Below are 21,800 nucleotides of genomic sequence, written 5' to 3' on the forward strand. Positions count from 1 at the left end.
GAGAACGCGTCACGAGGGAGTGATCCGCATGGTGGACCGCACCACGGGCCTGACCAGACGCCAGCTGCTGACGACGGGTGTCGGCGCGCTCGGCGCTGCTGCTGTCGGTGGCTCGCTGCTGGCTGGCTGCTCACCAGGAGGGGGAGTGGCTGGACGCCAGAACCTCGACTTCTGGCACCTGCTCAGCGGCGGTGACGGCATCAAGATGGCCGACCTCATCGACTCGGCCAACGCCGCGAGCGACGTCTACTCGGTCAAGCCGACCGTGCTCGCGTGGGGCGCGCCGTACTACACGAAGCTGGCCATGGCCTCGGCCGGAGGCCGCGCGCCGGACCTGGGGATCATGCACGCGTCGCGACTTCCGGGCTACGCCCCGGGCGGGCTGCTCGACCCCTGGGACCAGGACATGCTCGCCGAGGTCGGCATCACCGAGGACACGTTCCCGGGACCGATCTGGGAGAAGGGCTTCAGCGAGGACTCGTTGTACTCGCTGGCGCTCGACGCGCACCCGTTCATCATGATGTACAACACCGAGATCTGCGACCAGGCGGGGGTGCTCGGCAGCGACGGTCAGCTCGCGGAGATCAGCTCGCGCGAGGACTTCCTCGAGGTCGCGGCCGCGATCCAGGGCGTCACCGGCGTCCACGCACTCTCGTACGGCTACCTCGGTGACGGCGCCCAGATGTGGCGCCTCTGGTACTGCCTGTACCTGCAGCAGGGCGCGGAGCTGGTGCTGACCGGCGACTCGGCGGAGTATGAGCTCGACGCTGCGGTCACCGCCCTGGAGTTCATGCAGACGTTGCTCGACGACACCATCTGCGCGCGTGGCGCCGACTACGCCAACGCGGTCGCCGAGTTCGCGGGAGGGTCGGACAGCGCGTTGTTCTTCACCGGTGTGTGGGAGCTGCCGACGATGCTCGGGGCGGACATCGCGCTCGACGCGCAGACGATCCCCAACCTGTACGGGACCGACGCGGCCTACGGCGACTCACACTCGTTCGTGCTCCCGCACCAGGACAACCCGGACCCGGATGCCCGGCGCGCGACCTACCAGTTCGTCGCGGATCTGCTGGGTTCTTCGTTCCGGTGGGCGGAGGCCGGGCACATCCCGGCGTTCCTGCCGGTCACGGAGAGCCCTGAGTACGAGGAGCTGGTGCCGCAGTCGCACTACGCCAACGCGGCCGACATCCTCAACTACGACCCGGAGGCCTGGTTCAGCGGCTCGGGCAGCAACTTCCAGGAGTACTTCGCGGAGTACGTCCAAGGGGTGCTGCTCTCAGGTGATGACGCGGCGAGCGGGTTCGAGGCGTTCATGCGGCGTGTCAACGCCCTGATCAGGCAGCCGAACCCGGTCGCGGGCTGAGGAGGACGAGATGACCACCGCTCCACAGACCGCCGTCACGGCGGCACCGGCTCGCCGCGTGAGGTCGGGCGCGCCCCGCTCGGGAGACCGGCTCGCCGGCTGGGCCTTCGTCGCGCCGTTCCTCGTGTTCTTCATCGCCTTCTTGATCTGGCCGATGATCCATGGTCTCTACCTGAGCTTCACCGATGTCTCGCTCACCGGCGCGGGTGGCAACCTCATCGGGTTCGCCAACTACTCGGAGGCCTTTGCCGACGGCGACGTGTGGCGCTCGCTGGGCAACACGGCCTGGTTCACGCTGCTGTCCACGATCCCGCTGGTGGTCATCGCCCTCGTGATGGCGGTGCTCGTCGAGCAGGGGCTGCCGGGGCAGTGGCTGTGGCGGCTCTCGTTCTTCATGCCGTTCCTGCTCGCCTCGACGGTCATCAGCCAGATCTGGGTATGGATCTTCAACCCGCAGCTCGGTATCGCCAACGCGGTCCTGAACGTCTTCGGCCTCGAGAGCGTCGCGTGGTTGCAGGAGCCCGAGACCGCCATGATCGGCGTGGTGATCGCCACCGTGTGGTGGACGATCGGCTTCAACTTCCTGCTCTACCTCGCGGCTCTGCAGAACATCCCGCCGCAGCAGTACGAGGCAGCGGCGATCGACGGCGCCGGCAGGTTCCGCCAGTTCTGGTCGATCACGATGCCGCAGCTGCTCCCGACCACGTTCTTGATCGTGATGCTGCAGGTGCTCGCCTCGCTGAAGCTGTTCGACCAGGTGTACCAGATGACCGGTGGCGGACCCGGTGGGGCGACCCGTTCGATCCTGCAGTACGTCTACGAGGTCGGGTTCACGGGCTACCGGTTCGGATACTCGGCCGCGATCTCCTACGTGTTCTTCGCGATCATCATCATCGTCTCCGTCGTCCAGTTCCGTTTCACGCGAAGGAGTGACTCATGAGCGCCGCCGCAGCCACCGCCCCGCGTCGCGTCAGCAGCCGAGGGCGCGGGCCGGAGAAGAAGGCCGGTCCGGGCAGGATCGTCGCGTTCGTGATCCTCGCGCTGATGGCGATCGGCTGGCTGCTGCCCTTCCTCTGGGCGGTCAACACCGCGCTGAAGACGGAGCAGGATGCCGCGTCGTCGACGAGCTGGATCCCCGAGAACGGCTTCACGCTCGAGTCCTTCGCCGACGTGCTCGCGGTCGGGAACGTGCCGATCTGGGCGTGGAACTCGCTGCTCACCTCGGTGATCATCACGGCGATCACGGTCGCGATCTCGGCGCTCGCCGCCTACGCGTTCGCGCGTATCGACTTCGGTGGCCGGAAGTGGCTCTACGCGGTCGTGATCGCCTCGATCGTGGTGCCGGGCCAGGTGCTGATCATCCCGCTGTACTACGAGATGCTCGCGCTGCGCATGGTCGACACCTACTGGGGGTTGATCCTCCCGCAGGTGATCGCGCCGGCGATGGTCTTCATCCTCAAGAAGTTCTTCGACCAGGTCCCGATCGAGCTGGAGGACGCGGCCCGTATCGACGGCGCCGGACGCCCCAGGATCTTCTGGTCGGTGGTGCTGCCGCTGTCGCGCCCGATCCTGGCCTCCGTGTCGATCTTCGTGTTCATCGGCGCCTGGAACAACTTCCTGTGGCCGTTCCTGATCATGAACGACACCTCGCTGATGACCCTCCCGGTCGGCCTGCAGACCGTCATCAGCGCCTACGGCATCGTGTACTCCCAGGTGATGGCCCAGGCCGTGATGGCGGCGCTGCCGCTGATCATCGTGTTCCTGATCTTCCAGCGGCAGATCATCAAGGGCGTCGCCACCTCCGGCTTCGGCGGTCAGTGACCGCAGGCTCCCCACCCGGCCGCTGAGCGGCGCTCGGGTGGGGAGTCCTCCCCGGCGGGCGTGATGCGGCACGCCGCGGCCCGCCACTACGGTGTGCGCCATGTCCGTGCCGCCGCAGCCCAACGCTGACTCGCCGTCGACCTCGCCCGCACCCCAGAAGGACGGCGGTGCCAAGTTCGGCGCCACCCCGGTCGCCGCGTTCGCCACGCTGGCGGTCGTCACGGTCGGAGGTGCGGTCACCTACGTGCTCACGGCGAGCGCGACCGTCACCGCGACCTGCGGTGGCGACCGGATGCGCCCGGGGGACCTCTGCGAGACGACTCGCAACGGGATCCGCACCGGCACCGACACCTACGCCGAGGTGCTCGCGAACGCGATCCGCACGAACCAGGTCGCCCAGTGGGTCGGCATCGCCCTGGTCGTGATCGGTGTGGCGTTCGGAGTGATGACCTATCTGCGCTGGCGGCAGGACGTGGCCCTGCGGGCGCAGCTGGGCCACGAGTACGGGCAGCCGATCAGCGCGCACTCCCGGACCGCGAGCTCCTCGTTCTTCGGCATCATCTTCGGGGCGGGCTTCGTGGGCCTCGCCGGGTTCTTCCTGCTGAGCGGGCTGAGCAAGGACGAGTGGCCCTACTACCTCGGCACGGTGTTCTTCGGCCTGCTCGGCCTGGTGTTCCTCTCCCTCGCGATCCCCAAGAACGGCCAGCTGATCCAGACCTTCGCCGACGGCGTGCGGATCGTCACGGGCAACCGCCACCACGCACTGCCCTGGCGGGACGTCGACTACGTCATCACCCCGGCCAAGAACGCGGCCAACCACGGGATCAGCGGACCGGGCCTCAAGCAGGTCGTGCTGACCGGGCTGCAGGACGCCACCGACCTGCAGGCGCTCGTGCAGCAGCGCACCGTCGAGGCGAAGTACCGCCCGGCGATCGAGGCGCTCAACCGCGGTGAGACGGTGCCGTTCGGATCGCTCGCGGTCAGCCGCGAGGGCATCACCGCCGGGCGCAAGCTGCTGCCCTGGAACGAGTTCGGGGGCGTCACCCTGCACCAGGGCAACGTCGGGGTCGCGAGGGTGCCCCAGGGCCGCTTCGCCGGCGTCTCGCTGGCCAACGTGCCGAACTACGCGCTGTTTGTCCACCTCACGAGCGCGATCTCCCAGCAGCAGCCCCGCTGAGCCGGGCCCAGGCCGCGCAGTCCTGACCCGTGCCTTGTGACGGGCGTCACGCCGTCGCGCCCGCACGATCCTCCCAAATCCGCCCGCGCGCGCGATGGTTCGCGGGAGAGTGGGCACGGCGGAGTGCTGCCGCTGTCATCGCAAGCGAAGGAGCCGGCTGTGAAGAAGTTGATCAACGACCCGAACGATGTCGTTCCGGAGAGCGTCGAAGGGTTCGTGCAGGCACATGCGGATATCGTCGTGGCCGGTGCCGACCCCGAGCTGCCCTACATCGCGCGTGCCGGCGGTGCGGTCGCCGGCAAGGTGGGTCTCGTCAGCGGTGGCGGCAGCGGTCACGAGCCGCTCCACGGCGGGTTCGTCGGTGTCGGCATGCTCGACGCGGCGGTACCCGGGCCCGTGTTCACCTCGCCCACGCCCGACCCCATCCTCGCGGCGACCCAGGCGGCCGACGGCGGAGCGGGTGTGCTCCACATCGTCAAGAACTACACCGGCGACGTCCTCAACTTCGAGACCGCGGCAGAGCTCGCCGACGCGGAGGACATCCCGGTCAAGGCGATCGTCGTCAACGACGACGTCGCCGTCGAGGACTCGCTCTACACGGCCGGGCGACGCGGCGTCGGCGGCACCGTGCTGCTCGAGAAGATCGCGGGCGCCTCGGCCGAGCGGGGTGACGACCTCGACACCGTGCTCGCCGTCGCGACCCGCGTGAACGACAACGTGCGCTCGATGGGGGTGGCGCTGAGCGCGTGCATCGTGCCCCACGCCGGCAAGCCGAGCTTCGACCTGCCCGAGGACGAGATCGAGATCGGCATCGGCATCCACGGCGAGCCCGGGCGCCGCCGCATCAAGGCTGCGCCGGCGGACGAGATCACCGACCTGCTGCTCGACCCGATCATCGAGGACCTCGGCCTCGGCAGCGGTGAGGACGCGCTGCTCTTCGTCAACGGCATGGGCGGCACCCCGAGCTCGGAGCTCTACATCGTCTACCGCCATGCCCGTGCCCGGCTCGAGGCTCTCGGCGTGAACGTGACCCGGTCGCTGGTGGGCAACTACATCACCTCGCTCGAGATGCAGGGCGCCTCGATCACGGTGCTGCGCCTCGACGAGGAGTCGACGGCGCTGTGGGATGCCCCGGTGCACACCGCAGCCCTGCGCTGGGGCATCTGATGACGGGGGTCGGCATCGACTGGGCGCTGGACTGGGTGCGGCGCAGCGCCGCCGTGGTGGCCGAGCGACGCGAGGACCTGATCGACCTGGACCGGCTGATCGGTGACGGCGACCACGGCGAGAACCTGCACCGTGGCTACAGCGCGGTCCTGGGCAAGCTCGACGCCGCGGAGCCCGCGACCGTGGGTGACGTCCTCAAGCTGGTGGCCACCACGCTGATGTCCACCGTCGGCGGCGCCGCCGGTCCGCTGTACGGCACGGCGTTCCTGCGCGGCGCCAAGGTGGCGGACGCGGCAGAGATCGACGCCGCCGGGGTGGCGGCGGTGCTCGCCGCCGGCCTGGAGGGCGTGGTCGCGCGTGGCAAGGCCGAGGTGGGCGACAAGACGATGGTCGACGCCTGGTCACCCGCCGCCGCGGCCGCGCAGCAGGTGGCCGACCGGGGCGGCAGCGCACCCGAGGCGCTGCGGGCCGCCGCCGACGCGGCACGTGCCGGGGCGGAGTCGACCGACCCGCTGGTGGCCCGCAAGGGCAGGGCGTCCTACCTGGGGGAGCGGGCCATCGGTCATCGTGACCCCGGTGCGGAGTCGTCCGCGCTGCTGCTGGAGGCCGCGGCCGCTGCGGCAGGTTCGTGATGGCGATCGCGTTGGTGCTGGTCAGCCACTCGGCACAGCTCGCCGCCGGGGTCGTCGAGGTCGCGGGCCAGATGGCGCCCGACGTGTCGATCACGCCGGCGGGCGGCACCGAGGACGGCCGGGTCGGGACCAGCTACGACCTCGTCGAGCAGGCCGTCTCCGGAGCGTTGGCCGACGGCGCCGAGGGCGTCGTGATCCTCACCGACCTCGGCTCCGCCACGCTGACGGCAGAGTCGGTCCTCGAGGTGCTCGACGACGACCGGGTCCGGCTCGTGGAGGCCCCCTTCGTGGAGGCGGCCGTGGCGTCCGCGGTGTCCGCGCAGGGCGGCGGCGACCTGGACGCGGTGATCCGCGCCGCGCGGACCGCCGTCGCCTCCTTCGCAGCACCCGCGGGTGACGACGACGGTGCTCCGCCTGCCGCAGCGGATCCCGCAGGCGCGGGGGCACGCTCGCGCACGCTGGTGCTGGCGAACTCGCTCGGCCTCCACGCCCGCCCGGCCGCTGTCGTGGCCAGGAAGGCGTCGGAGTTCGACGCGGACGTCACGATCAACGGCGTGGACGCGGCCAGCGTGCTCGCGCTGATGGCGCTCGGTCTCGTCGGTGGCGCCGAGGTGGAGCTGAGCGCGTCGGGTCCGCAGGCCGACGCCGCGCTCGAGGCGATCGCCGCGGACATCGAGGCGGGCTTCGGCGAGGACTGAGGCAGGTCCGCCCGTCAGCTCGTGTGGCAGGCGGGTGCGCAGTACATGCAGCCGTTGACCTGCCCGAGCACGGCGCCGGCTGCGGCCACGGCGGATCCGCAGTCGGCGTGGAAGCCGAGGTCGACGCGGTTGGCCGGGTTCGGAAGGCAGAAGGTGCCCGAGGACAGGTCGTGCACCTCGTGGTCGCCGTTGTCCTGTGCGTTGTCGTTGACGCAGAAGCGGGGCATGGTCAGTCCTTTCCCGAGCGAGCCCGCAGACCGCGGGGCGGGTGTGCACGGCTCGTCTTGAGGAGCGCCGCGGCCGCCAGGTGATACCCGGCCCTATCCTGGACCGGTGACCACGTCAGGCCCCGCTGCCCGCCCGAAGCGCTCCGCGCGTGGGGTCTTCTGCTCGGCGGTGCTGACGTTCGAGATCTTCGTGATCGTGCTCGCGGCGCTGGTCGCGTTCGGGCTGCGTGAGCCGGGCACCAGCGTCGGGCCGATCTGGGCGGTCGCCGGCGGCGGAGTGCTGCTGTGCCTGGTCGCGGCGGGCCTCGTACGACGCCCGGTCGGGCTGTGGCTCGGCTCGCTGCTCCAGGTGCTGCTGATCGCCGCCGGGCTGGTGGTGCCCGCGATGTACGGCGTCGGCGGGGTGTTCGCGGTGCTGTGGGTGGTGGCGATCCTGCTCGGCCGACGCATCGACACCGAGCGTGCGGAGCGGGCCGCGCTCGAAGATAGGTTGAGCGCATGACCGACGCACCCGTGCCCGAGCGCACCCTCGTCCTCGTCAAGCCCGATGGCGTCCGGCGCCACCTGACCGGTGAGATCCTCCGCCGGATCGAGGCCAAGGGCTACTCGGTGGTCGCGCTGCAGCTCCGCACCGCCGACGCCGATCTCCTCGCCGGCCACTACGCCGAGCACGTGGGCAAGCCGTTCTACGGCCCCCTGGTGGAGTTCATGAGCTCCGGGCCTGTCGTGGCGGCCGTCGTCGAGGGCCACCGGGTCATCGAGGGCTTCCGCTCGCTCGCGGGCGCCACCGACCCCACCGTGGCCGCGCCGGGGACGATCCGTGGCGACCTCGCCCGCGACTGGGGCCTGGCGGTCCTGCAGAACCTGGTGCACGGATCGGACTCCGCGGAGTCCGCCAACCGCGAGATCGGACTCTGGTTCCCCGACCTGGGCTGAGTCCGTGCGGGACGATGGAACCCACCCATCACGGAGCGAGGAGGAACCATGTCACTCCCGAGCGACGACTGGCGTGAGGCCGGGCTCGCCGAGCCCGACGAGCTGGACCCGGCGAACCCGTTGCTGGCCGACGGCGAGGCCGAGCGGGGCGAGGACTACCATCCCGGCACCGCCCGCCCGGACCTCGAGGACCAAGCAGCCGAGGCCGACGTCGTCGAGCAGGCGTACGAGGTCGAGGTCGACGACGACGGTGACGACGACGACGGCGATCCCGCCGTCAGCTGACCGTCGCCTCCTGAGCAGTCCCCTCCCGTCCCTACCGGCTCGCGACCAGCGACGAGATCGGACCTCCGGCCCGAGATCGCACGCCCGGTGGTCCGATCTCGAGCCGGAGTCCGATCTCGTGGCCGGGCGAGGAGCGGGCCGCGGGTGTGGTGGTGGCCGGATCCCGGCGCGGCGCCGTCTAGGCTGACCGGGTGCACCTGAAGACGTTGACGCTGCGCGGCTTCAAGTCGTTCGCGTCGGCGACCACGCTGCATCTGGAGCCGGGGATCACCTGTGTGGTGGGCCCGAACGGGTCGGGGAAGTCGAACGTCGTCGACGCGCTCGCCTGGGTGATGGGTGAGCAGGGCGCCAAGACGCTGCGCGGCGGCGCGATGGCGGACGTGATCTTCGCCGGCACCTCCTCCCGGCCGCCGCTGGGCCGCGCCGAGGTGTCGCTGACGATCGACAACACCGATGGTGCGCTGCCGATCGACTACACCGAGGTGACGATCTCGCGCACGCTGTTCCGCAACGGCGGCAGCGAGTACGCGATCAACGGCACCTCCTGCCGGCTGCTCGACATCCAAGAGCTGCTGAGCGACACCGGCATGGGTCGCGAGATGCACGTCATCGTGGGGCAGGGCCGGCTCGACACCGTGCTGCAGGCCAGCCCGGAGGAGCGGCGGCACTTCATCGAGGAGGCCGCCGGCGTCCTCAAGCACCGCAAGCGCAAGGAGAAGGCGCTCCGCAAGCTGGAGGCGATGGCGGGCAACCTCGCCCGTGTCACCGACCTGACCGGCGAGATCCGGCGCCAGCTCGGACCGCTGGCCCGGCAGGCCGAGGTGGCGCGCCGCGCCCAGGTCGTCCAGATCGACCTGCGCGACGCCAAGGCGCGCCTGCTCGCCGACGACCTCGTGCAGCTGACGGCGACCCTCGCCCAGGAGCAGGCCGACGAGACCGCGCTGCGGACCCGCCGCGCCGAGGTCGAGACTGCCCAGGAGCACGCGCGGCACCGGCTCACCGAGCTCGAGTCCGCCGCCGCCAAGGCCGCACCCGCGCTGAGCGAGGCCTCGGACACCTTCTACCGGCTCTCGAGCCTGCGGGAACGGCTGCGCGGTACCGCCAGCCTCGCCGCCGAACGGTGCCGCCTGCTGGGCAGCCGCACCGCCGAGCCCGAGAGCGGTCGCGACCCCGACGACCTCGACGCCCAGGCCAAGCGGGCGCGCGGCGAGGAGGCCGACCTCGCGCTCGAGGCCGAGAAGGCGCAGGCAGACCTGCAGGCCGCGGTCACCGAGCGGCAGCACCGTGAGGCCGCTGCCGCCGAGGCGGAGAAGTCGCTCGCGGCGGTGCACCGCGGCGTCGCCGACCGTCGTGAGGGTCTCGCCCGGATCACCGGTCAGGTCGCCGCCCGCCGCAGCCGGCTGGAGGGCACCGAGGCCGAGCTGACCCGGTTGCGCGCCGATCTGGAGTCCGCGACCGAGCGCGCCCGCACCGCCCAGGAAGCCTTCTCCGCCCTCGAGCAGCAGGTCGTCGGCTCGCAGGAGGGCGAGGAAGGTCTCGACGCCGCTCACGAGGAGGCCCTGCAGGCCCAGGAGCGCGCCGACGCCGAGGTGGTCCAGCTCGTCGAGGCTGAACGGGCCGCCGACGGCGACAGGGCCACCTGGACCGCCCGCCGCGACGCGCTCGAGCTCTCGCTCGCTCGCAAGGACGCCACCGGCGCGCTGCTGGAGTCCACCGATCTGCCGGGCATCACCGCGACGCTCGCCGACCACGTGCGCGTCGAGCCCGGTTACGAGACGGCGCTCGCGGCCGCGCTCGGCACGCACGCCGACGCCGCGCTCGCCGACGCGGTCGAGGACGCCGTCGACGCGCTCCGCTACGTCCGGGCCCAGGAGGCCGGACAGGCGCGGCTGGTGATCGCCAGCGACGACGAGCACGACGGCGATGCCGGGGAGCCGCCCTCGGGTGGCGTCTGGGCGGTGGGTCTGGTCAGCGGCGCACCCTCGGTGACGGGCACGCTCGCGCGGCTGCTCCGCGGTGTGGTGGTGGTCGAGGACCTCGCCGCTGCCCGCGCGGCGGTCGCGGCGGCCGACGTGGTCGCCGTCACGCGCGACGGCGACGTGCTGTCCCGGACCGAGGTCCGCGGCGGCAGCAGCGGCGGGCCCAGCGTGCTCGAGCTGCACGCCGCCCACGACGAGGCCGAGACCGAGCTGGCCAAGGCGGTGGCGCGTGCCGAGCAGGCGCGGTTCGCGCTCGGTCCCGCACGCGAGGCGCAGGCCGCGGCGCGCGAGGAGGTCGACCGGACGCTGTCGGCGCTGCACGCCTCCGACGCCGAGCTCGCAGCGGTGGCCGAGCGACTGGGTCAGCTCGGCGCCGCCACCCGCGCGGCGAACGCCGAGATCCAGCGGATCACGCCGGCCATCGAGACCTCCGAGCGGGAGCGCGAGCGCTACGCCACCGAGCTCGCCGAGCTGGTGGAGCGGCTCGAGATCGCCCAGCGCGAGCCGGCCGAGGCGGAGGCGGACCTCGAGGGCGCGGCCGCGGCACGCGAGGAGACCGCCGCTGCCGCCACGCAGGCGCGTCAGATCGAGACCGACGCGCGGCTGGTGCTGCGCACGGTCGAGGAGCGGGTGCGCCACATCCGCGGCCGGGCCGAGTCGCTCGAGCGCGCCGCGAACGCCGAGCGGCACGCTCGCCAGGTCGCGCAGGAGCGAGCGCGGCGTCGCGCCGAGCAGGCCGAGGTCGCCGATCGTGTCCGGTCGGGCGCCGAGCGGGCGCTCGCCGCCATCGACTCCGCGCTCGCGCTCGCGCACCGGCACCGGGAGCGCGCGGAGGCCGAGCGCACGGCGCGAGACACCGAGATCGCCGAGGTCCGGACGCTGCTCGACGGCCTGGGCAAGGAGCACGCCGAGCTCACCGACGTCGTGCACAAGGACGAGGTGGCACGCGCCCAGCAGCAGCTGCGGATCGAGCAGCTGCAGCAGCGCGCCGTCGAGGAGCTCGGCACCGACCCCGAGGTGCTCGTCGAGGAGTTCGGCCCGCACCAGCTCGTGCCGGCCGTGCCGCAGCCCGGCGAGGACCCGGACGCGCCGCTGCCCGAGCCGCGCCCGTACGTGCGCGAGGAGCAGGAGAAGCGCCTCCGCTCCGCCGAGCGCGCGCTCAACCAGCTCGGCAGGGTCAACCCGCTCGCGCTGGAGGAGCACGCGGCGCTCGAGGAGCGGCACCGCTTCCTCACCGAGCAGCTCGCGGACCTCAAGAAGTCGCGAGCCGATCTCGAGGAGATCATCCGCGAGATCGACGAGCGGGTGGAGGTGGTCTTCAGCGAGGCCTACGCCGACACCGCACGCGAGTTCGAGGGCGTCTTCAGCCGGCTGTTCCCGGGTGGTGAGGGCAGGCTGCTGCTGACCAACCCGCAGGACATGCTGACCACCGGCATCGAGGTCGAGGCACGCCCGCCGGGCAAGAAGGTCAAGCGGCTCTCGTTGCTGTCCGGCGGTGAGCGCTCGCTGACGGCGGTCGCGCTGCTGGTCGCGATCTTCAAGGCGCGGCCCAGCCCGTTCTACGTCATGGACGAGGTCGAGGCCGCCCTGGACGACGTCAACCTCGGCCGCCTGCTCGACATCTTCCGCGAGCTGCAGGAGGACTCCCAGCTGATCGTGGTGACCCACCAGAAGCGCACGATGGAGATCGGGGACGCGCTCTACGGCGTGACGATGCGCGGCGACGGCGTCACGACCGTGATCAGCCAACGCCTGCACGAGGCCGTCTGAGCCTCGACACGGTGACGATTCGGTGAAGGCTCGGCGCGCCCGGTCCGATCTCCAGGTTCGCGGGTGATACTCGACCACCGTGAACCCCTTGATCGTGTCCGTCGTCGCCGTGCTGCTCGCCCTCGTGGTCGTGGCGGTGCTGGTGCGCAGGCACATCCCCGACTCCGGCCTCGGGACCTGGCTGCGTGAGTCGTTCGGGTCGGTGAAGGCGCGCGAGGAGATCGCAGCGATGCGCGAGGAGTCCGCACGGCTCGCCGAGCCCGATGCCGAGACCGGCGACCTGCAGGTGAGCGACATCCTCGACATGGCCGAGCCCGGCAACGCCTACCACCGCCCGGTCGACCTGCGCGAGCTCGTCACCGGTCGCGGCAAGCGCTGACCATTCCCGACTAGCTCCGTCTGGGGCACGCGCCCCGCCTGCGGCACACTGGTGTCCCTATGGACACGCCAGACATCATCCTTGCCGCCATCGGCGCGCTCGCCGTCCTCGCCGGCGGCGGGTTCGCGCTGCTCCGGGGCCGCTCGCGCGGTTCCTCGACGAGCGAGCAGCCGCCCACCACCCAGGGACGGGTCGACGAGCCCGGCGAGCCCGCCGACGGCGGTGTCCTCACCGAGGAGCGCCCCGCCGGCGCACCGGCGGGGGAGAGCGACCCGGCCGGAGCGGGCTCCGCCGTCCTCGAGACACCGGTCGAGCCGGTCGTGGACAGGCCCGAGTCCGCGGCCGGGCGACTGGTCCGCCTGCGGGAGCGGCTCTCGCGCTCCGGTGCGCTCGGACGCACGATCCTCGGCCTGCTCTCCCGCGACAAGCTGAGCACCGCGGACTGGGAGGAAATCGAGGAGTCGCTGCTCCTCGCCGACCTCGGCACCGGCCCCACCGACGAGCTGGTCGAGGCGTTGCGCACCCGCGTCCAGGTCGAGGGCACCTCCGATCCCGCCGTCGCGCGCGAGCTGTTGCGATCGGAGCTGCTCAAGCTCGTCGACCCGGGCATGGACCGCCGGATCGCCGCCACGCCCGTGCTCGGCGACGACGGCCAGAGCCACCCCGCGACGATCCTCATGGTGGGCGTCAACGGCACCGGCAAGACCACCACCGTGGGCAAGCTCGCCCGGTTGCTCGTGGCCGAGGACAAGGACGTCGTGCTCGGCGCCGCCGACACCTTCCGCGCCGCCGCGGCCGACCAGCTCGCCACCTGGGGCCAGCGCGTCGGCGTGCCGGTGATCCGCTCCGAGCGTGACAGCGCCGACCCCGCCGCCGTGGCCTTCGACGCCGTCAAGGCCGGGCGTGAGAACGGCGTCGACGTCGTGATCGTCGACACCGCCGGGCGGCTGCAGAACAAGGCCGGCCTCATGGACGAGCTGGGCAAGATCAAGCGTGTCATCTCCAAGCAGGCACCCGTGCAGGAGGTGCTGCTCGTGCTCGACGCGACCACGGGGCAGAACGGCATGCGGCAGGCCCAGGTCTTCGCCGAGGTGGTCGACGTGACCGGCATCGTGCTGACCAAGCTCGACGGGACCGCCAAGGGCGGCATCGTCGTCGCCGTCCAGCGCGAGCTCGGCGTCCCGGTCAAGCTGGTCGGCCTGGGGGAGGGCCCCGACGACCTCGCGCCGTTCGACCCCGAAGCATTCGTGGACGCCATCGTCTCGTGATGTGGACGACACGCTGACCTCGAAACACACCGTTCACGAGGAACTGGATTCCGTCACACGCCCGTAACAGCGGCGGCGCCCCAGAGAAATCCGCCTGCCCGACGCTGTTCCCATCCCGGCCTCCCCCCACCGCGTCGGGCTCGAAAGGCGGATTGATGGAAGAGGTAGTCCTCAACTACGGGTCCACGGCATGGATGCTGGTCAGCGCATCTCTCGTGCTGCTGATGACCCCTGGCCTGGCCTTGTTCTACGGCGGCATGAGCCGGGGCAAGTCCATCCTCAACATGATGATGATGAGCTTCGGCGCACTCGCCGTGGTCGGAGTCATCTACGTGCTCTGGGGCTGGTCGATGTCCTACGGCGAGTCGATCGGCGGCATCGTCGGCAACCCGTTCGACCAGTTCGGTCTCTCCGGCACGATCTACGACGAGGCCGGCGAGTTCGCGCTCGACAGCTTCGGCGTGCCCATGATCGTCGGGGTCGGTTTCCAGGCGACGTTCGCGATCATCACGGTCGCCCTGATCTCCGGTGCGATCGCCGACCGCGTCAAGTTCTCGACCTGGCTCGTATTCGCCGGCATCTGGGCGACCCTGTGCTACTTCCCGATGGCGCACATGGTGTGGGCGTTCCCCGCCGGGCTGCTCTCCGCGGACGGTCCGCTCGCCACCGCGCTCGGAACCAACCCGATCGACTTCGCCGGAGGCACGGTCGTTCACATCAACGCCGGTATGGCGGGGCTGGTGCTCGCCCTCATCGTCGGCAAGCGCAAGGGCTTCGGCAAGGAGCCGATGAAGCCCAACAGCCTGCCTCTCGTGATGCTCGGTGCGGCCCTGCTGTGGTTCGGCTGGTTCGGGTTCAACGGCGGCTCGGCCTTCGAGGCCAACGGCCTGGCGGGCCTGGCTTGGGTCAACACGACCGTGGCGACCTGCGCCGCGGTGCTCGGATGGCTTCTCGCGGAGAAGATCAGGAACGGCAAGGCGACCTCGCTCGGTGCCGCCTCGGGCGTGGTGGCCGGTCTGGTCGCGGTCACACCGGCAGCCGGTGCGCTCACCCCCGTGACCTCGATCATCCTCGGAGCGATCGCGGGCGCCGCCTGCGCCCTCGCGGTCGGGCTCAAGTACAAGCTGGGCTTCGACGACTCCTTGGACGTCGTCGGGGTGCACCTCGTTGCCGGCCTCATCGGCACCGTCGCGATCGGCTTCCTGGCCACCGACACCGGTCTGTTCTTCGGTGGCGGAGCCGGTCAGCTCGTCGTCCAGATCATCATCGCGCTCGTGGCGGTGGTCTTCACCGGAGTCGTCACCACGGTGATCGCTCTCGCGCTGAAGGCGACCATGGGGTGGCGCATCCCAGAAGAGGATGAGGTCACCGGTATCGACCAGACCGTCCACGCCGAGCGCGCCTACGAGGGGATCACCTCATGAAGCTCATCACCGCAGTCATCCAGCCCCACAAGCTGGACGAGGTCAAGGCCGCTCTCGAGGCGGCAGGGGTTCGGGGCCTGACGGTCTCCGAGGCCAGCGGCTACGGCCGCCAGAAGGGTCACACCGAGGTCTACCGCGGTGCGGAGTACACGGTCGACCTCGTGCCGAAGGTGCGTGTCGAGGTGCTGATCGAGGACGAGGACGCCACCACCCTCACGGGGGTCGTCGTCAACGCCGCGCAGACCGGCAAGATCGGCGACGGCAAGGTGTGGGTCACCGCCGTCGAGCAGGTGATTCGCGTCCGCACCGGTGCCAGCGGGCCCGATGCCCTCTGACCCTGACGGGCTGACCACGGAGGCCCCGCAGCAGCTGCTGCGGGGCCTTCGGGCCGCCCGGCTCGCAACCGCACGCACCGGAGGCGAGGTCGCCGACGGCGTCGCTCGCCGCCTCGCCCTGGCTCACCTCGTCGACACGGCCCTGATCCAGCTGTGGGAGCAGGCCGGCGCGGCGTCCGGTGTCGACGTCGGCACCGGGGTGGCGCTCGCGGCCGTCGGCTCGCACGGCCGCCGCGACGCCGGCCCCACCTCCGACCTCGACCTCATGCTCGTCCACGACGCGCAGACCCACAGCGCGGAGGACATCGCCGCGCTCGCCAACGCGCTCTGGTACCCGATCTGGGACGCCGGGCTCGACCTCGACCACTCGGTGCGGACCCTGGCCCAGTGCCGCGGCGTGGCGTCGGCGGACCTGCCGGCCGCCGTCGGGCTCCTCGACGTCCGGCTCGTGGCCGGCGACGAGGCGGTGCTGCACCGTGCCCGGTCGGCCGTGCTGGCCGACTGGCGCTCGGCGGCCCGGCGCCGGCTGCCCGAGCTGCTCACCTCGACCAAGGTCCGGGCCGAGCGCCACGGCGAGCTCGCCTACCTGATCGAGCCCGACCTCAAGGAGGCCCGCGGAGGGATCCGCGACGCCGTCGTGCTCTGGGCCCTGACGGCGACCTGGCTGACCGACCGACCGCACGGCGACGTCGACGCCGCCTACGCCCACGTGCTCGACGTGCGCGACGCGCTGGCGAGCGTGACGGGCCGTCACACCAACCGGCTGCTGCGGGTCCACCACGAGGAGGTCGCCGCGCTGCTCGGGTTCGGCCACCCCGACGACCTGCTCGCCTCGCTCGCGGAGTCCGCCCGCACGATCTCCTACTCGCTCGACACCACGGTGCGGCACGCACGGCAGGCGCTGCGACGGCCCGCGCTGTCGCTGCGGCCCGCCCTGGTGCGCGGGCGTCGGATGGCGCCTCGGCTGCGCTCGGTCGCCGACAACCTCGTGGAGCACGACGGCGAGCTGGTGCTGGGTATCGACGCCAGGCCCGAGGCCGACCCCGAGCTCGCGCTCCGGGCGGCGGCGACCGCGGCCCGTACCCGGCTGCCGCTGTCGCCGGTGACGATCGCCTCGCTGCAGCGCACCCCGGACCTGCCGATGCCGTGGAGCCCGTCGGCGCGCGAGCACCTGCTCACGCTGATGCGCAGCGGGGAGGCGCAGGTGCCGCTGTGGGAGGCGCTCGACCTCGCCGGCCTGGTCACCCGCTGGATCCCCGAGTGGGAGGCGGTCCGGAACCGGCCCCAGCACTCGCCGGTGCACCGCTTCACCGTCGACCGGCACCTGGTCCAGACCGTGGCGAACGTGCACGAGGCGCCGCGCTCGCTCGAGCTGCGGGACACCGTGCTGTGGGCCGCGCTGCTGCACGACATCGGGAAGGTCGCGGGTGCCGCGGACCACTCCGAGGTCGGCGTCGAGCGGGCCCGGCCGTTGCTCGAGCGGCTGGGGCTGGCGGCGACCGAGCAGCACGACGTGCTGGTGCTGATCGCCCAGCACCTGCTGCTCGCCGAGACCGCCACCAGCGAGGACCCGCACGATCCGGCGGTGCTCGAACGCGTCGCCGCCGCGCTCGAGCACCGACCCGAGCTGGTGCGGGCGCTGCGCCACCTCACCGAGGCCGACGCCAAGGCTGCCGGGCCCAAGGCCTGGACCGCGTGGCGCGCCAGGCTCGTCGACACGCTCACGGTCAACGTGCTCCACCACCTGGGCGCCGTGCGCTGACGGCTCCCGTTCGCGGTCGAGCTCGGTGAGCGCCGACCACCGGGCTCGACGCCGGGAGCCGGGCACGGGTGAGGGAGCACAGGGCCCGCCGTTATCCTGAACGGCAGCACCCCGACCCTAAGGACCGCCTGCGTGTTCGCCTCACTCTCCGACCGCCTGTCCGCGACGTTCAAGAACCTGCGCGGCAAGGGACGCCTGTCCGAGGCCGATGTCGACAAGACCGTCTCGGAGATCCGCCGCGCCCTGCTCGACGCCGACGTCGCCGTGCCCGCCGTCCGCGCCTTCACCGGCGCGGTGCGCGAGCGCGCGATGTCCTCCGAGGTCTCGGAGGCGCTGAACCCGGCGCAGCAGGTGCTGAAGATCGTCAACGAGCAGCTGATCGAGATCCTCGGCGGCGAGGCACGCGAGCTCCGGTTCGCCAAGCGTCCGCCGACCGTCATCATGCTCGCGGGTCTGCAGGGCGCCGGCAAGACGACCCTCGCGGGCAAGCTCGGCAAGTGGCTGCGGGAGCAGGGGCACACGCCGCTGCTCGTGGCCTCCGACCTGCAGCGCCCCAACGCGGTCACGCAGCTCCAGGTCGTCGGTGGTCAGGCGGGTGTGCCGGTCTGGGCGCCCGAGCCGGGCAACGGCGTCGGCGACCCCGTCCAGGTGGCCCGCTCCGGCCTCGAGCACGCCCGCGAGCAGTACCACGACGTCGTCGTCGTCGACACCGCGGGTCGCCTCGGTGTCGATGCCGAGATGATGCAGCAGGCGCGCGACATCCGTGACGCCACGCAGCCGGACGAGATCCTCTTCGTCGTCGACGCGATGATCGGTCAGGACGCCGTCACGACCGCCGAGGCGTTCCGCGACGGGGTCGGTTTCAGCGGTGTTGTGCTCTCCAAGCTCGACGGCGATGCTCGTGGTGGTGCGGCGCTCTCGATCCGGACCGTCACCGGGCAGCCGGTGCTGTTCGCCTCCACCGGTGAGAAGCTCACCGACTTCGAGCGGTTCCACCCCGACCGGATGGCCTCGCGCATCCTCGACATGGGTGACCTGCTGACGCTGATCGAGCAGGCCGAGAAGGCGTTCGACGAGAAGCAGGCCGCCGAGATGGGCCGCAAGCTCTCCGGCGAGGACGACTTCACGCTGCAGGACTTCATGGACTACATGCGGCAGCTGCGCCAGCTGGGGTCGATGAAGAAGATGCTCGGGATGCTGCCCGGCATGGGACAGCTGCGCGAGCAGCTCGAGAACTTCGACGAGCGCGAGGTCGACCGCGTCGAGGCGATGATCAACTCGATGACCCCGGCCGAGCGTGCCAACCCCAAGATCATCAACGGATCCCGCCGCTCGCGGATCGCACGCGGCTCCGGCTCCACCGTCTCCGACATCAACGGGCTGCTCGACCGGTTCGACCAGGCCAAGACGATGATGCGCTCGATGGCCCGCAACGGCGGCGCGATGGGCGGCAAGGGCCCGATGGGCATGGGCGGGCTCCCCGGGGGCGGCAAGAAGAGCAAGGGCCGCATGGCTCCGCCGCCGCGCACGAAGAAGGGCAAGTCCGGCAACCCGGCCAAGCGTGCCCAGCAGGAGCGGGAGGCGGCCGAGCGGGCCGCGGCAGCGGGCACGTCGCAGCCGGGCTCGGCGTTCGGGCTCCAGCAGGACGCCGATCAGGTCGACCCGAGCTCGCTGCAGCTGCCTGCCGGGTTCGACAAGATGTTCGGACGCTGACGGCGATCGAGCGTCCCCGCCGGGGGAGTGCCGCACCGCGCTGTCATGGTGCGGGGCCACCTCATGGCAGAATGACCCGCTGAACCCGCTCGGTCCCGGCCCTCTCACCGGTACCGGCGTGTCCACCGGGCCCTGAGGCCGCCGAGTCCCAACCGGCGCAGCGCGCGGGCCCAACCAAACCTTGAACCCCAGGAGTGAGCCAGAACGTGGCTGTCAAGATTCGTCTCAAGCGCTTCGGCAAGACCCATGCGCCCTACTACCGTGTCGTCGTCGCCGACTCGCGCACCAAGCGCGATGGTCGAGTGATCGAGGAGATCGGCAAGTACCACCCCACCGAGGAGCCCTCGCTCATCGACATCGATGGTGAGCGTGCGCGGTACTGGCTCGGTGTCGGCGCACAGCCGAGCGAGCAGGTCCTCGCACTCCTCAAGGTCACCGGTGACTGGCAGACCTTCAAGGGTCTCCCGGGCGCCGAGGGCACCCTGCGGACCGCCGAGCCCAAGGGCGCCGCTGCGGACGCCGTGGCCGCCGCCGAGGCGGAGGCCGAGCTGAAGAAGGCTGCCGCGTCGGAGGCCAAGGCCGCCGCTGCTGCCGAGGCGAAGGCTGCTGCCGACGCCGAGGCGAAGGCCGCTGCTGAGGCCGAGGCTCCCGCCGAGGAGACCGAGGCCGAGGCTCCCGCCGAGGACAAGAACGCCTGATGCTGGCTGACGCGCTCGAGCACCTCGTGCGGGGCATCGTGGACAACCCCGACGATGTCGAGGTCAGCTCTCGCACGCTCCGGCGTGGCGAGCTGCTGGAGGTCCGCGTGAACCCGTCCGACCTCGGGCGCGTCATCGGCCGCAACGGCCGCACGGCACGCGCGCTCCGCACCGTGATCGACGCGCTCTCGCGCTCGGGTCCGGTGCGGGTCGACGTCGTGGACACCGACCGCCGCTAGGGATGGACGAGCTCGACAAGGTTCGGGTGGCCACGCTCGCCGCGGCCCACGGCCTCAAGGGCGACGTGAAGCTGCGGCTGCACACCGACGATCCTGCGACCCGCCTCGTGCCGGGAACGCGCTTCGACACCGACCCGGCCGACGTCGGACCGCTGGAGCTGACCGCCGTCGTCGAGCACAGCGGCTCCACCTACGCCCGGTTCGCCGGGTACGCCGACCGCACAGCGGTCGAGGCGCTCCGCGGCGTCGTGCTTCTCGCCGACCGTGAGAACGAGGACGACGCGTGGTATCCCGAGCAGCTCGCCGGCCTGGAGGCCCGCCGGCCGGACGGCACCGTGATCGGCACCGTCGCCGGCGTGCAGCACCTGCCCGCCCACGACGTGCTGCTGCTGACCGAGCCCGACGGCGCCCGCACCCTGGTCCCGTTCGTGACCGCGATCGTGCCCGTGGTCGACGTCGAGGGCGGCTTCGTGGTCATCGACCCGCCGCTGGGGCTGCTGGCGGCTGATCCGAGCCCGGACTCCGCCGAGGAGTGACATGACCGCCAGGATCGACGTCGTCTCGATCTTCCCGGACTACCTGGCTCCGCTGGATCTCTCGCTCGTCGGCAAGGCCCGGCAGCGGGGACTGGTCGACATCGCCGTGCACGACCTGCGCGCATGGACCAGCGACCGGCACCGCACGGTCGACGACACCCCGTTCGGTGGGGGCGCCGGCATGGTGATGCGCCCGGACGTCTGGGGCCAGGCGCTCGACGCGGTGCTCGATCCCGGCGGCGGAGCACGCCCGAGCGGTCGGGTGCTGCTGGTCCCGACCCCCGCCGGGGAGCCGTTCACCCAACGCATCGCCGAGGAGCTCGCCGGCGTGCTCGCCGACGGCGGCCAGATCGCGGTCGCGTGCGGCCGGTACGAAGGCATCGACTCCCGGGTCACCGAGCACTACGCCGCCCACCAGGACGTGCAGGTGCGCGAGGTCTCGATCGGCGACTACGTGCTCAACGGCGGCGAGGTCGCCGCGCTGGTGGTGATCGAGGCCGTGGTGCGGCTGCTGCCCGGCGTGCTCGGCAACGCGGCCTCGGTGGTCGAGGAGTCGCACGGTGCCGACGGCCTGCTCGAGCACCCCAGCTACACCCAGCCTCCCGTGTGGCGCGGTCTCGAGGTGCCCGAGATCCTGCGCTCCGGCGACCACGGGCGGATCGCCGACTGGCGACGCGAGCGCGCGGTCGAGCGGACCGCCCGCGTGCGCCCCGACCTGCTCGCCGCGCACCCCGCGACCGTGCGCGCTGCCCGCAAGGGCGACGCCGAGGTGCTCGCCGACCTGGCGGCCGCGACCTTCCGCCTCGCCTGCCCGCCGGACATGTCCGAGGAGGACATGGCCGCGTACGTGCGGGAGCACCTGACGCTCGAGCGGTTCCGTGGCTATCTCAGGGACAAGCACAGGTGGCTGCTCCTCGCCGAGGTGGCGGGCGCCGTCGTCGGCTACACGATGAGCATCGCGGGGGAGCCCGTCGACCCCGAGATCGCGGCAGCGGTCCCCACCCGGCCCACGGCCGAGCTCAGCAAGTTCTACGTCCGCGCCGCCCTGCACCGCAGCGGCGCGGCGTCGGCACTCATGGACGCCACGCTCGCGACGGCGCGTGAGCGCGGGCTGCCCGGCATCTGGCTCGGCGTCCACGGTCAGAACGAGCGCGCCAAGCGGTTCTACCGCAAGCACGGCTTCGCGCGGCTCGGCGGACGCACCTTCACGGTGGGCAGCCGGCGCGAGAGCGACGACGTGATGTACCGCACCCTGTAGCCCACCCGATTTCTGTGGGGCAGGGTGGTGTGGCAGACTTGCGCGGTCATCCGATGCGCCAACCAGCTCTGCCACAGGGGAGCGGTGAGAACGCGCACGGAGCAAACCTCAGACTCGGCGGCCCGCACGACTC

Annotated in this window: 22 protein-coding genes and 1 pseudogene; 22 read left to right on the forward strand and 1 reads right to left on the reverse strand. The window is 71.7% G+C overall.

What is annotated here, in order from left to right; translation table 11 throughout:
• The first annotated feature begins 22 nt into the window (after positions 1–22).
• The 7 genes from GPA04_RS00065 to dhaM all read left to right on the forward strand — a co-directional run bounded on the left by GPA04_RS00065 (position 23) and on the right by dhaM (position 6,858).
• Entirely contained in the window at positions 23–1,363 is a 1,341-nt protein-coding gene (locus tag GPA04_RS00065) for an extracellular solute-binding protein (RefSeq protein ID WP_436277898.1), read from the forward strand.
• 10 nt (positions 1,364–1,373) lie between these two features.
• Positions 1,374–2,303: a carbohydrate ABC transporter permease gene (locus GPA04_RS00070; RefSeq protein WP_156221103.1), complete on the forward strand. Its 930-nt coding sequence runs from the start codon at positions 1,374–1,376 to the stop codon at positions 2,301–2,303.
• Positions 2,300–3,184 carry a carbohydrate ABC transporter permease gene (locus GPA04_RS00075; protein ID WP_156221105.1) on the forward strand — a complete coding sequence of 295 codons (885 nt, stop codon included), beginning with the start codon at positions 2,300–2,302 and terminating at the stop codon, positions 3,182–3,184. The genes GPA04_RS00070 and GPA04_RS00075 overlap by 4 nt, the downstream gene beginning before the upstream one ends.
• Positions 3,185–3,284: 100 nt before the next feature.
• A complete protein-coding gene (locus GPA04_RS00080; protein ID WP_156221107.1) occupies positions 3,285–4,361 on the forward strand; it encodes a DUF6585 family protein in 1,077 nt (358 codons plus the stop codon).
• A 159-nt stretch (positions 4,362–4,520) separates the two neighbouring features.
• Positions 4,521–5,528 carry a dihydroxyacetone kinase subunit DhaK gene (dhaK, locus tag GPA04_RS00085; RefSeq protein WP_156221110.1) on the forward strand — a complete coding sequence of 336 codons (1,008 nt, stop codon included), beginning with the start codon at positions 4,521–4,523 and terminating at the stop codon, positions 5,526–5,528.
• A complete protein-coding gene (gene dhaL, locus GPA04_RS00090) occupies positions 5,528–6,160 on the forward strand; it encodes a dihydroxyacetone kinase subunit DhaL (RefSeq protein ID WP_156221112.1) in 633 nt (210 codons plus the stop codon). Before dhaK ends, dhaL begins: the two co-directional genes overlap by 1 nt.
• Positions 6,160–6,858: a dihydroxyacetone kinase phosphoryl donor subunit DhaM gene (dhaM, locus tag GPA04_RS00095; RefSeq protein WP_156221114.1), complete on the forward strand. Its 699-nt coding sequence runs from the start codon at positions 6,160–6,162 to the stop codon at positions 6,856–6,858. The genes dhaL and dhaM overlap by 1 nt, the downstream gene beginning before the upstream one ends.
• 14 nt (positions 6,859–6,872) lie before the next feature.
• On the opposite strand, the gene GPA04_RS00100 is transcribed toward dhaM, so the two are convergent.
• A complete protein-coding gene (locus GPA04_RS00100) occupies positions 6,873–7,085 on the reverse strand; it encodes a hypothetical protein (protein ID WP_156221116.1) in 213 nt (70 codons plus the stop codon).
• A 106-nt stretch (positions 7,086–7,191) separates the two neighbouring features.
• Here GPA04_RS00100 and GPA04_RS00105 point away from each other — a divergent pair, with 106 nt between their 5' ends.
• From GPA04_RS00105 to GPA04_RS21590, 15 genes and pseudogenes are all read left to right on the forward strand, one after another.
• The gene (locus GPA04_RS00105) at positions 7,192–7,587 is read left to right on the forward strand and encodes a DUF4233 domain-containing protein (protein WP_156221118.1); all 396 of its coding nucleotides are present in this window, start codon (positions 7,192–7,194) and stop codon (positions 7,585–7,587) included.
• Positions 7,584–8,021 carry a nucleoside-diphosphate kinase gene (gene ndk, locus GPA04_RS00110; RefSeq protein WP_156221120.1) on the forward strand — a complete coding sequence of 146 codons (438 nt, stop codon included), beginning with the start codon at positions 7,584–7,586 and terminating at the stop codon, positions 8,019–8,021. Before GPA04_RS00105 ends, ndk begins: the two co-directional genes overlap by 4 nt.
• Before the next feature lie 48 nt (positions 8,022–8,069).
• Entirely contained in the window at positions 8,070–8,306 is a 237-nt protein-coding gene (locus tag GPA04_RS00115; protein ID WP_156221121.1) for a hypothetical protein, read from the forward strand.
• Between the two features lie 191 nt (positions 8,307–8,497).
• The gene (gene smc, locus GPA04_RS00120) at positions 8,498–12,055 is read left to right on the forward strand and encodes a chromosome segregation protein SMC (RefSeq protein ID WP_156221123.1); all 3,558 of its coding nucleotides are present in this window, start codon (positions 8,498–8,500) and stop codon (positions 12,053–12,055) included.
• Positions 12,056–12,134: 79 nt separating this feature from the next.
• Positions 12,135–12,434, forward strand: a complete 300-nt coding sequence (locus tag GPA04_RS00125; RefSeq protein ID WP_156221125.1) for a hypothetical protein — start codon at positions 12,135–12,137, stop codon at positions 12,432–12,434.
• Positions 12,435–12,493: 59 nt separating this feature from the next.
• Positions 12,494–13,702 carry a signal recognition particle-docking protein FtsY gene (gene ftsY, locus GPA04_RS00130; RefSeq protein ID WP_156221127.1) on the forward strand — a complete coding sequence of 403 codons (1,209 nt, stop codon included), beginning with the start codon at positions 12,494–12,496 and terminating at the stop codon, positions 13,700–13,702.
• A gap of 155 nt (positions 13,703–13,857) precedes the next feature.
• Entirely contained in the window at positions 13,858–15,126 is a 1,269-nt protein-coding gene (locus GPA04_RS00135) for an ammonium transporter (RefSeq protein WP_156221129.1), read from the forward strand.
• On the forward strand, positions 15,123–15,461 hold the full coding sequence (locus tag GPA04_RS00140) for a P-II family nitrogen regulator (RefSeq protein ID WP_156221131.1): 339 nt from the start codon (positions 15,123–15,125) through the stop codon (positions 15,459–15,461). Before GPA04_RS00135 ends, GPA04_RS00140 begins: the two co-directional genes overlap by 4 nt.
• Entirely contained in the window at positions 15,451–17,223 is a 1,773-nt protein-coding gene (locus GPA04_RS00145) for a [protein-PII] uridylyltransferase family protein (RefSeq protein WP_156221134.1), read from the forward strand. Before GPA04_RS00140 ends, GPA04_RS00145 begins: the two co-directional genes overlap by 11 nt.
• Before the next feature lie 132 nt (positions 17,224–17,355).
• Positions 17,356–18,936, forward strand: coding sequence for a signal recognition particle protein (ffh, locus tag GPA04_RS00150; RefSeq protein WP_156221135.1), 1,581 nt, complete (start codon positions 17,356–17,358; stop codon positions 18,934–18,936).
• Between the two features lie 206 nt (positions 18,937–19,142).
• Positions 19,143–19,634, forward strand: coding sequence for a 30S ribosomal protein S16 (gene rpsP, locus GPA04_RS00155; protein WP_156221137.1), 492 nt, complete (start codon positions 19,143–19,145; stop codon positions 19,632–19,634).
• Positions 19,634–19,873: an RNA-binding protein gene (locus GPA04_RS00160; RefSeq protein WP_156221139.1), complete on the forward strand. Its 240-nt coding sequence runs from the start codon at positions 19,634–19,636 to the stop codon at positions 19,871–19,873. The genes rpsP and GPA04_RS00160 overlap by 1 nt, the downstream gene beginning before the upstream one ends.
• 2 nt (positions 19,874–19,875) lie before the next feature.
• Positions 19,876–20,409, forward strand: a complete 534-nt coding sequence (gene rimM / locus GPA04_RS00165; protein WP_156221142.1) for a ribosome maturation factor RimM — start codon at positions 19,876–19,878, stop codon at positions 20,407–20,409.
• 1 nt (position 20,410) lies between these two features.
• Positions 20,411–21,190: pseudogene (gene trmD / locus GPA04_RS21585) on the forward strand (tRNA (guanosine(37)-N1)-methyltransferase TrmD); the annotation flags it as partial.
• A gap of 54 nt (positions 21,191–21,244) precedes the next feature.
• A complete protein-coding gene (locus GPA04_RS21590; protein ID WP_436277899.1) occupies positions 21,245–21,667 on the forward strand; it encodes a GNAT family N-acetyltransferase in 423 nt (140 codons plus the stop codon).
• The last annotated feature ends 133 nt before the right edge of the window (positions 21,668–21,800 follow it).

The organism is Pseudactinotalea suaedae (assembly GCF_009733815.1).
GTDB lineage: Bacteria > Actinomycetota > Actinomycetes > Actinomycetales > Beutenbergiaceae > Pseudactinotalea > Pseudactinotalea suaedae.